Source organism: Micromonospora sp. ATCC 39149 (assembly GCF_000158815.1).
Taxonomy (GTDB): Bacteria; Actinomycetota; Actinomycetes; order Mycobacteriales; family Micromonosporaceae; genus Micromonospora.
This window is the reverse complement of record NZ_GG657738.1, coordinates 653,389-663,531: the sequence shown is the minus strand read 5'-3', so window position 1 is coordinate 663,531 and position 10,143 is coordinate 653,389. Positions and strand designations below refer to the sequence as shown.

Annotated in this window: 9 protein-coding genes; 3 read left to right on the top strand and 6 right to left on the bottom strand. The window is 72.1% G+C overall.

The window, feature by feature from the left end; genetic code table 11:
* Together MCAG_RS02730 and MCAG_RS02725 are read right to left on the bottom strand one after the other, a co-directional pair.
* A partial coding sequence (locus tag MCAG_RS02730; RefSeq protein ID WP_036372051.1) for a hypothetical protein occupies nt 1-1,116 on the bottom strand: 1,116 nt, incomplete at its 3' end.
* Nucleotides 1,117-1,255: 139 nt separating this feature from the next.
* Entirely contained in the window at nt 1,256-2,923 is a 1,668-nt protein-coding gene (locus MCAG_RS02725; RefSeq protein ID WP_157547811.1) for an NACHT domain-containing protein, read from the bottom strand.
* A 405-nt stretch (nt 2,924-3,328) separates the two neighbouring features.
* Here MCAG_RS02725 and MCAG_RS02720 point away from each other — a divergent pair, with 405 nt between their 5' ends.
* The 3 genes from MCAG_RS02720 to MCAG_RS36065 all read left to right on the top strand — a co-directional run bounded on the left by MCAG_RS02720 (nt 3,329) and on the right by MCAG_RS36065 (nt 5,974).
* Entirely contained in the window at nt 3,329-4,423 is a 1,095-nt protein-coding gene (locus MCAG_RS02720) for an NYN domain-containing protein (protein WP_036372049.1), read from the top strand.
* Nucleotides 4,424-4,563: 140 nt separating this feature from the next.
* The gene (locus tag MCAG_RS02715; RefSeq protein ID WP_007071456.1) at nt 4,564-4,920 is read left to right on the top strand and encodes a hypothetical protein; all 357 of its coding nucleotides are present in this window, start codon (nt 4,564-4,566) and stop codon (nt 4,918-4,920) included.
* On the top strand, nt 4,907-5,974 hold the full coding sequence (locus MCAG_RS36065; protein ID WP_050777828.1) for a hypothetical protein: 1,068 nt from the start codon (nt 4,907-4,909) through the stop codon (nt 5,972-5,974). Before MCAG_RS02715 ends, MCAG_RS36065 begins: the two co-directional genes overlap by 14 nt.
* Nucleotides 5,975-6,043: 69 nt before the next feature.
* On the opposite strand, the gene MCAG_RS02705 is transcribed toward MCAG_RS36065, so the two are convergent.
* From MCAG_RS02705 to MCAG_RS02690, 4 genes are read right to left on the bottom strand one after another with little or no spacing between them, the layout of a single operon-like run.
* Nucleotides 6,044-7,339, bottom strand: coding sequence for a sulfate adenylyltransferase subunit 1 (locus MCAG_RS02705; protein WP_007071454.1), 1,296 nt, complete (start codon nt 7,337-7,339; stop codon nt 6,044-6,046).
* Nucleotides 7,339-8,253, bottom strand: coding sequence for a sulfate adenylyltransferase subunit CysD (gene cysD, locus MCAG_RS02700; protein WP_007071453.1), 915 nt, complete (start codon nt 8,251-8,253; stop codon nt 7,339-7,341). The genes MCAG_RS02705 and cysD overlap by 1 nt, the downstream gene beginning before the upstream one ends.
* A complete protein-coding gene (locus tag MCAG_RS02695) occupies nt 8,250-9,107 on the bottom strand; it encodes a 3'(2'),5'-bisphosphate nucleotidase CysQ (protein WP_050777827.1) in 858 nt (285 codons plus the stop codon). Before MCAG_RS02695 ends, cysD begins: the two co-directional genes overlap by 4 nt.
* Before the next feature lie 40 nt (nt 9,108-9,147).
* Entirely contained in the window at nt 9,148-9,972 is an 825-nt protein-coding gene (locus MCAG_RS02690; protein ID WP_085986099.1) for an ABC transporter permease, read from the bottom strand.
* Between the last annotated feature and the right edge of the window lie 171 nt (nt 9,973-10,143).

The following is a 10,143-nucleotide window of genomic DNA, read 5'->3' as shown; positions in this document are numbered from 1 at the left end:
CCCCCGGTCGGAGAGGTTGAGCAGCAGCATCACGTCGGCGAGCAGGCGCTGGGCGCGCGGTGCCAGGACCCCCCAGCCCAGCGAGGGTTGCAGCCAGGAGTCCTGGAGCCGGCGGATCTCCGGCTGCGGGCTGGCCGAACCCACCCGGCAGACGATCTCCCGTTCGTCGACCCAGCAGTGCCGCTCCGGGTGGCGGTCGACCAGCGCCTCGACGCAGAGGGCGGCGGCCTCCTCGACCAGCGGGTGGATCGTCCCGCTGCCGGGTGACGGGGCGTCGTCGCCGCCTCCGGCGATGGCCAGCCAGTAGTCCATCAGCCCCCGCGGGTCGGAGCCGTGGCCGCGTTCGCGCAGGGTCTCGGCGGGGTCGTGGGGCAGGGCGAGCAGGGTGAGCGCCTGGAGCAGGGCAAGCTGCGAGTACCAGAAGCGCGCGTGCCGCAGCGCCCGCTCCGCCTCCTCCAGCAGCGCGTTGCGGTGCGGGGGGTACAACCGGCAGTTGGCCGCCAGGCGGAACCCCTGGGCCAGGGTGATCTCGTAGAGACGCGCGGTGTCCGAGGGGTCGGTCGCCAGGCGGTCGACCCACCGCCTCAGGTTCTCCCGGGCCACGTCCAGCCACCGGGGCTCGTCGGGCATCTGCTGCCCGCTGGCGGCCAGGAAGATCGCGGGTGCCAGCCAGGTGCGCAGTTGCCGCAGGTACGTCGCCCGCTGCGTGTCGCCGGCGCTGTCTGGCCCACCGTCGAGCAGGTCGTGCAGGGCCCGCAGGGCCGCGTCGCCGCCGATGGCCAACAGGCGCGCGGCGGCCAGCCGCGGCAGGTACGACGTCTCGTCGCCCATCATCAGGAAGAGCTGCCGGTACTGCGGGGTGTGGTCGCGTCGGCAACGGGCCGCCGACCCGGACCCGTGCCGCAACAGCCGGGCGGCGTCGCCGAACCGGTGCACCAGGGCGATCTTCGCGTCCTCCAGGGGACGGTCGGTGACGGAACCATCGCCCTGGTAGCGCGGCCACGCCTCGCGGACGGCCTCGGCGATGGCTCGGTGGGCCCGGTGCCCGGCGGCGGCGTCGATCTCCAGGGCGGCGGCGAACATCTCCACGGCCTTGGTGCGGTTGTTGGTGGCCACGGCCTCGGCCAGCAGTCGCCGGGCCAGCGCGGTGGACCGAGCGCGGGTGGCCCGCGTGTCGCGGGCGCCCTGGTCCGGCTCGACCGGGCGGCGGGCGAGGTCGACGAGGCGGCCCCGGATCCGGGGCAGCAGGTGCCGATCACGCCCGTCCCGGGCGTTCGAACCTGCCGTCGCTCTGCGCGTAGAGCGTGAGGGCGGCCAGCAGCTCCCTGCCCGGGCCGTCGTTGTGGCCGAAGGCGTGGTCGAGGAACCCGTCGTCGCGCAGCGCGGCGGTGAGGTAGCGCGCGCCGAGGTACGCCTGGACCACGCCGTGCACGAACCGCACCCCGTCCTGGTGCTTGACCACGAGGTTGAGTTCGCCGCCGGTCGTCTCGGCGAGCCCGACGTCCTGCGGGTTGCCGGGGTCGAGCTTGTGCAGCCGGGCCCGCAGCTCCTGCATGATCCACCGGCGGCCCGCGTCCGGCCCGCCCGCGTCGCCGGCCAGCTCGGCCGTCCGTACCCGCAGCCGGTTGTTGCGGAGCCCGATGCAGGCGAGGGCGGAGAGCACCTCGATCGCGTCACCGCGCTCGGTCTGCGGGACGCCGTAGTCCTCGTAGAGGTCCCCGGCGATCAGCGCGTCGCACCACTCCTCCAGCAGCCTCCAGCGCGCGGCGGATCGGCCCCGGTCGCACGACTCGACCCGGTCGAGCCGGTCCACCTCGTGGAGCTGGCCGATGAGCCGAAGGTAGAACGGTGAGTCGGCGACGTCGGCCTCCCGCACCAGGGCGGTGACCCGATCCCACCGGTACCCCCGGCCGGGCTGCCGCCGCTGGGCCCGCACGTACTCCAGGGCGGCGCCCTCGGCGAGCGGCTCCAACTGGAGGATTAGCGCGTCCAGCCCGCGTAGCGGGTCGTCCGGGCGGGACGCGATCACCAGCGGCAGCCGCTCCTCGACCGCGGTGCGGATGGCCTGCCGGAGCACACTGTCGCGGTCGTACGGCTGCTGCGCGTCGGCCAGCACCTCCTCCAGGCCGTCGGCGATCACCACGACCCGGTTCTCGACCCAGAGCTGCCGCCACACCTTGTCGGCCTCCCCCTCGGCGTGTAGCTGGGTGTCGATGGTGCGCTGGAACCGGTCGCGGGCGAGCCGGTGGAAGTCGAGGGCCTCGGGCGTGTCGACCCCGCGCAGGTCGACGCCGATCGGCACGATCCGGGTGTCGGTGAGCAGCTCCGCCAGGCGGACGAGGGTGGCTGTCTTGCCAGTGCCGATGCCGCCGACCAGCACCAACGGGCGTCGGGTGCGCCGGTCGCGCAGCCGCTGGATGATCAGGTCGCACAGCTCGTCGCGCCCCACGATCCGGATGCTGCTGATGTCGCGTTCGGCGGTGGGCACGACGAGCTGGCGGTTGCGCAGGGCGCTGGCGTGATACCAGTGCCGGACCCAGAAGTAGCGGCCCACCAGGAAGATCGCCAGCCCCAGGGCGAGGACCAGGGGGCCCTTGACGAAGTCCTGCACCTGGCCGCAGTAGTACGCCCGTGGCTGGCCGCCGCCGCACCACTGCGACAGCCGCAACAGATGCGGCTCCCGGTCGAGGACCAGCAGCACCAGCGAGTAGGCCGTCCAGGCCAGCAGCGCCAACGCGCCGAGCTGGATCGCCCACCGCAGCCGGCGGTGGTAGCGCCAGCCGACCCGGTGGTTGGTGCGCTGGTCCATCCGCCGGCGGATGACCCGCTCGGCGTGGCGCTCCCGTCGGGTGCGCCACCGGCGGCGGCGCTGCTGCCACCACAGCTCGGCCGCCCAGAACGGGCCACGTGCCGGTCGCCGCATCCACACCCCCGTGGTCGGCCGCCGAGAAGGCGAGCAGCTCTCGCGCCCAGGGTAGTGGGCGGCTCGGCCGGCCAGGGTGGGTTCCGTCGTTTCGCGACCCGCCCGCTGGGGCCGCCGGAGCGGGGCCGCGCTCTGCTCCGGCCCCGCTCTCCCCCCGCCGCGCTCAGCCCCGGTCGACCGCCGCCAGGATCGCCCGCCCCAGCTCCGCCGGCCTGGTGAACACAGCACCCGGTGGCCCGCCCGTTCGGCGTGACCCCGCTCCACGACGAGGCGTCGAGCCAGAAGCCCGGGATCAGGATGATGTCCATGCGGGGACCCTGACCGCCACCCCCGACAGCCGGGCCGCCGCCGGCCGGCGCGCGGCGCGTACCGGCAGGTGGGCGGCGCGGGCGTACGCTGGCGTTCGTGGATCACGAAGACCGCATCGCCCTGTTCCTCGACTACGAGAACCTCGCGCTGGGGGCGCGTGAACACCTCGGCGGGATGGCGTTCGACCTGCGTCCCATCGCCGACGCCCTCGCCGAGCGGGGGCGGGTGGTGGTGCGTCGGGCGTACGCCGACTGGTCCTTCTTCGACGAGGACCGGCGGATGCTCACCCGCTCCCACGTCGAGTTGATCGAGATGCCGCAGCGCATGGGCGCCTCGCGCAAGAACGCCGCCGACATCAAGATGGCCGTCGACGCCGTGGAGCTGGCCTTCGAGCGCGCGTACGTCTCGACGTTCGTGATCTGCACCGGCGACAGCGACTTCACCCCGCTGGTGCACAAGCTGCGGGAACTCAACAAGCGGGTCATCGGCGTGGGCGTGGAGAAGTCCACCTCGGCGCTGCTCCCGCCGGCGTGCGACGAGTTCCTGTACTACGACCGGCTGGAGGGCGTCGACGTCCCGCCGGCCCGGGCCCGGCGCGGCCGGCCGGCGCGGCTGCCCAGCCCGGAACCCCAGCCGGCCGGGCAGGTGGAGCCGGTGGAGCAGGAGCCCGAGGCGCAGCCGGTGGAGGCGGAGCCCGCCCGCGACGTCGACACGCTCAGCGTGCTGGTGGCGCAGACCGTGGCCGGCCTCCAGGGCAGCTCCAGTGGCGAGGTGACCGCCTCGACGCTCAAGCGCACGCTGCTGCGCAAGGACCCGACGTTCAGCGAGTCCGACTACGGCTTCCGCACCTTCGGCGAGCTGCTGCGGCACCTCGCCGAACGCACGGTGATCGAGCTGGCGGAGGGCCCGGCGAAGGGCGATCCCGAGGTGTCCCTGCCCGAGCACGGCGACCGGGAGGTGGCCTTCGGGCTGCTCCGCTCCGTGGTCGGCGACCTGGCCGGCGGGGAGGGCGCGGTCGCCCTGTCCGGGCTGAAGAACCAGTTACGCCGGGCGCGACCCGACTTCAGCGAGAAGAAGCTCGGCTACCGCAGCTTCCTGCAGTTCTGCAAGGCCGCCGCCACCAGTGGGATCGTGGACCTGCGGTGGAGCGCCGACGCCGACGACTACCTGCTCACCACGCCGACCCCCTGAACGCGCCCCGGCGGCGCCTCCGCCGAGCGGCGTCCGGATCGGACGGTCGGTTGTGGGGTCCGACTACCGTGGGCAGTGTCGTCGCCACCCGCGCGTGGGGCGGTGCCGGTGGGGGATCCCTCGATCGCTAGGGTTGGGACGTGTCTCTATGGATGGCCGCGATGTGGGGAATGGTCGGCAGCGCCGTCGCGGAGGCACTGAACCTCTCCGCCATGATGCGCCCGACCAGCGAGTCGGAGGGGCGGTGGCAGTGGCCGTGGCGGGACCGGCGGGACCGGCCGATCGTCGTCTTCGCCGTCCTGCTGCGGGCGGCGGCCGGCACCGGCCTGGCCGCGGCGGCCGGCGCGGGTGGCCTGGCCGAGACCGCGTTCGCCAGCTTCACCTTCGGGGTGGCCGCGCCGCTGGTGATCGCCAAGATGTTCGACCAGGTCCGGGTGGAACCGCCGGCCGACCCGCCCGCCGACCGGCCGGACGGTGAGCACGATGACGGCGCGTGACACCCGGTGGCAGCGGTGGGCCGCGGCGTTGGCCGCCCGGCCGGCGACCACCACGACCGCCGTGCCGGTGCCCGCGCGCACCAGGCTGGCCGCCGCGCTGGCCGCCCGGCCGGTCGTCGGCCCGCGCCGCCGGCCCGTGCCGGTGCCGGGGGACCAGCACGCCGGGGACGGCAAGCTGACCGAGCGGGTGAAGGGGATCCTGGCCGCCGTCCTCGGTGTCACCGCCGACCAGCTCCGGGTCGACGCCGACGGCGACGTCGGCATCCGCGCCGGCTCCGCCATGATCTTCGTACGCGCCCAGGACGATCCGCCCCTCGTGGACGTCTTCTCGCCGCTGCTGACCGGCGTCGAGCCGACCCAGACGCTGTACCAGCGGCTGTCCGATCTGACCAACGGGCTGGTCGTGGGCCGGGTCTACTGCACCGGCGGCACGGTCTGGGCCTCCATTCCCGTCTTCGGGCAGGACTTCGTCCCCACCCATCTGCTGCTGGCCGTACGCGGGATGATCACACTGGCCGACGACCTCGACGACCGGTTGCGTCGGGAGTTCGGCGGCAGCCGGTTCTTCGGGTCGGAGGCGGCCGGGCTGACCCCGGTGCCCGACCCGACCGGGTATCTTCGCGACCTCGCCGACGCCGGGGCGCGGGGAGCGGGCAGCGTCCTGGTCGACCTGCTGGCCGACCGGGGGCACACCGACGAGCTGCGGCTGCGCGCCGACCACGGCGACTGGCACGCCGCCGCGCGGTTGGCCGCCCTGCTGGCCGAGCGGGGGCAGACCGAGGAGGCCGAACGGTACTGGCGCGTCGCCGCCGACCTGGGCGACTCCAGGGCGTACGACGAACTGGCCGCCCTGCTGGTCGCCGACGGCCGCCCGGGCGAGGCGATCGACCTGCTGCGCCGCTCCGTCGAGCAGGGCAACCGGCGGTCCCTGCCACTGCTGGTCACGCTGCTGACCGAGCAGGGGCAGCTCGACGAGGGCATCGACCTGCTGCGCCGTTGGGCGGCCCGGGTCGACGGGTCACCGGGCGGGGGCCCGAACGACCGCGAGGCGTAGCGAGGGTGCACGACGATCGGGGGCCGGCAATCGCCGACCCCCGATCGATCCTCTCCTGGTAGCGCGACGTCAGTCCCGCTGCACGACCATTCCGGCGCCGACGGTGCGGTTGGTCGCCTCGTCGATGATCACGAACCCGCCGGTGGTGCGGTTGCGGTGGTAGTCGTCTACGAGCAGCGGGATGGTGGTGCGGATGCGGACCCGGCCGATCTCGTTGAGGTTGAGTTCGGTGGCGGTTTCGTCGCGGTGCAGGGAGTTGATGTCGAGGCGGTAGTGCAGACCCCGCACGATCGCCCGCGCCGAACGGGTGGTGTGCTTGATCGCGTACCGGCCGCCGACCTGCAACGGGCGGGTCTCGTCCATCCAGCAGACCATCGCCTCGATGTCCTGCGCGACCGTCGGGGCGTTGTGCGGCCGGCAGATCATGTCACCCCGGGAGATGTCGATCTCGTCCTCCAGACGAACCGTGACCGACATCGGCGGGAACGCCTCCTCCACCGGCCCGTCAGCGGTCTCCACCGCCGCGATCCGCGAGGTGAACCCCGACGGCAACACCATCACCTCGTCACCGGCCTTGAGCACCCCCGAGGCCACCTGCCCGGCATACCCCCGATAGTCCGTCACCACCGTCGACTGCGGCCGGATCACATACTGCACCGGGAACCGCACATCCTGCAGATTCCGATCCGACGCGATGTGCACCCGCTCCAGATGATGCAACAACGACGGACCCTCATACCACGGCATGCTCTCCGCACGGGACACAATGTTGTCACCCCGCAACGCCGACACCGGCACCACCGTCAGATCCGGCACGTCCAACTTCGCCGCGAACGCCGTGAACTCGTCCGCGATCGCCTCGAACACCTCCCGGTCATACCCCACCAAGTCCATCTTGTTCACACACAACACCAGATGCGGCACCCGCAACAACGAACACAGAAACGCATGCCGCCGCGACTGCTCCACCAAACCCTTACGCGCGTCCACCAGGATCAACGCCAGATCCGCCGTCGACGCACCCGTCACCATGTTCCGCGTGTACTGAATATGCCCCGGAGTGTCCGCGATGATGAACTTCCGCCGCGGCGTCGCGAAGTACCGGTACGCCACATCGATCGTGATGCCCTGCTCCCGCTCCGCCCGCAACCCATCGGTCAACAACGCCAGGTTCGTGTACTCGTCCCCCCGCGCCGCCGACACCGCCTCCACCGCCGCCAACTGATCGGTGAACAACGACTTCGTGTCATACAACAGGCGGCCGATCAACGTCGACTTACCGTCGTCCACACTCCCGGCCGTCGCGAACCGCAACAAATCCATCGGCCGCGCCTCCACCTCCACCGGCGCCACATCAACACCCATCAGAAGTACCCCTCCCGCTTGCGGTCCTCCATCGCGGCCTCACTGACCCGATCATCACCCCGAGTCGCACCCCGCTCCGTCACCCGCGTCGCGGCCACCTCCTCGATCACCGCCACCACCGTGTCCGCATCCGAACGCACCGCCGCCGTACACGACGCGTCCCCCACCGTCCGATACCGCACCACCTCCACGAACGGCTCCTCACCCGCCCGCGGCACAAAAAACTCGTTCACCGCATACAACATCCCGTCCCGCTCCACCACCTCACGCTCATGCGCGAAATAGATCGACGGCAACGGAATCGACTCCCGCGCGATGTAATGCCACACATCCAACTCGGTCCAGTTCGACAACGGAAACACCCGGATCGACTCCCCCGGATGATGCCGACCGTTGTACAACGACCACAACTCCGGACGCTGGTTCTTCGGATCCCACTGCCCGAACTCGTCCCGGAACGAGAACACCCGCTCCTTCGCCCGCGCCTTCTCCTCATCCCGCCGCGCCCCACCGAACAACGCATCGAACCGATGCTTCTCCACCGCGTCCAACAACACCGGCGTCTGGATCCGGTTCCGCATCCCGTCCCCGGACTCCCGCACCAACCCCCGCGCCAACGCCTCCGGCACCGACGCCACGATCAACTGCAACCCCAACTCCGACACCCGACGATCCCGATACTCCAACACCTCGGGAAAGTTGTGCCCCGTATCAACATGCATCACCGGAAACGGCACACTCGCCGGCGCGAACGCCTTCTGCGCCAACCGCAACATCACGATCGAGTCCTTACCACCCGAGAAGAGCAGCACCGGCCGCTCCATCTCCGCAACCACCTCACGCATCACGAAGATGCTCTCCGCCTCCAGCTCGTCGAGCTGGGAGACTTGATACGCAGCCGATCCGCTGCTCATCGCGTGTCCTTTCCGGTAGAGGGGACGCCGGAGCCGCCCGGGGCCGCCGCGCCGGAGAGCTGCCGTCCGAGGGCGGCGAGCAGCGGCGCGGCGAGTTCCTGGCGGCAGACCAGCAGGTCGGGCAGGCGTGGGTCGGCCTGGTTGTAGGTCAGCGGGGAGCCGTCGATGCGGGATGCGTGGAACCCGGCGGCGGTGGCCACCGCCACCGGAGCGGCCGAGTCCCACTCGTACTGGCCGCCCGCGTGGATGTACGCGTCGACCGCACCATCGATCACTGCGGAGATCTTCGCCCCCGCCGAGCCCATCGGCACCAGTTCGGCACCGACCTCGCCGGCCAGGTCGGTCAGGAAGGCCGGCGGTCGGCTGCGGCTGGCCGCCAGCCGCAGGGGCGTGCCGGGGCCGGGGGAGGCGGCCGGCGGGTCGTCGGTCGCCAGCACCCGGTCCTGCGCGGGCAGCCCGATCGCCCCCGCCACGAGGCGGTGCGGGGTCCCGGCGTCGCGCGCCCAGAGCGCCACGTGCACCGCCCAGTCCGAGCGACCCTCCTCGGAGAACTCCCGCGTCCCGTCCAGCGGGTCGATGATCCACACCCGGTCGGCGGTGAGCCGGCCGGCCCCGTCGGCGCGGCCGACCAGGCGGGAGTCCTTGTCCTCCTCGGACAGGACCGCGTCGTCCGGACGGTGCGCCGCCAACTCGGCGAGAAGGAAGTCGTGGGAGGCCTGGTCGCCGGCGGCCTTCAGCGCGGCCGGATCGCCGTGGCCGTGCGCGGCGCGTACCCGCAGCAGCAGTTCGCCGGCGCGGGCCGCGAGCCGGCGGGCGAGGCCCGCGTCGGTTTCCGGTGGGGTCAGGGTCGGCATGGCAGCTCCTCGCAGGGGCCGGTGGGAAACGCCCGGGCGGTCACTGGATCGCCCGTCGACTGAAGCAGTGGACGCTGAGCCAGGTCAGCGCCACGGCCACCCCGGTGAGCACGCTCAGGCACACCCAGGCTGGGATGTGCGGCACGCCGGGCAGCAACGCGCCGCGCACCCCCTCAGAGACGTACGTCATCGGGTTGAGCGCGGTGACCACCTGGTACCAGGGCATCGACAGCCGTGGCCAGGGGTAGTGGATGCACCCGGTCCAGATGATCGGGGTGAGGATCACCGAGAAGGTGACGTTGATCCGCTGCACCGGCAGGGTGGTGGCCAGGCTCATCCCGATCGCGCCGCCGATCCACGCACCGAGCAGCGCCACCGCGAACGCCAGGGGCAGCCCTTCCGGCCGCCACGGCGCCGAGCCGACCACCAGGGCACCGAGCGGGTAGATCAGGATGGCCGCGAGCAGCCCTCGGACGGTGGCGATGACCAGCTTGCCGATCGCGACGAGGCCGGTCGGCAGCGGGGCCATCAACCGGTCCTCGATCTCCATGGTGAAGCCGAACTCCTTCACCAGTGGCAGGGCGACGCTCTGCAACGCGGTGGTGAGGGCGGCCAGCGCGATGATGCCGGGCAGGAAGAAGCTGGCGAAGTCGCGCCCGACGATGCCCTGCCCGCCGAGGATCGTGTCGAACACGAAGAGCATGAACAGCGGCGTCAGCCCGACCTGCACCAGGATGACCCAGAGTTCCCTGCCGGTGACCATGAGGTCGCGGCGCAGCACTGCGGCGAACACCCGACCAGCGCCGGGTCGGGGGCGCGGGGTGACCGCCGGTCGCAGTGGGGTCGGCGTGTCGAGAGCGGTCACCGTGCTTCCCTTCCGGTCAGTTCGATGAAGACGTCTTCCAGGCTCGGCTCGCCGATGTCGATGGCGTTGAGCGCCGCCGACCGTCCGGTGAGCACGGTGACCGCCGCGCCGAGCAGCGCGGCGGGGTCGGTGGCCAGGTGCAGGCGGATCCGCAGCCGGCCGCGACCGGCC

Bases quoted from the DNA above. Each gene is read 5' to 3' on its own strand.
- MCAG_RS02725 (WP_157547811.1), bottom strand. From the start codon at position 2,923: ATGCGGCGACCGGCACGTGGCCCGTTCTGGGCGGCCGAGCTGTGGTGG.
- MCAG_RS36065 (WP_050777828.1), top strand. From the start codon at position 4,907: ATGACGGCGCGTGACACCCGGTGGCAGCGGTGGGCCGCGGCGTTGGCC.
- MCAG_RS02705 (WP_007071454.1), bottom strand. From the start codon at position 7,339: ATGGGTGTTGATGTGGCGCCGGTGGAGGTGGAGGCGCGGCCGATGGAT.
- cysD (WP_007071453.1), bottom strand. From the start codon at position 8,253: ATGAGCAGCGGATCGGCTGCGTATCAAGTCTCCCAGCTCGACGAGCTG.
- MCAG_RS02695 (WP_050777827.1), bottom strand. From the start codon at position 9,107: ATGCCGACCCTGACCCCACCGGAAACCGACGCGGGCCTCGCCCGCCGG.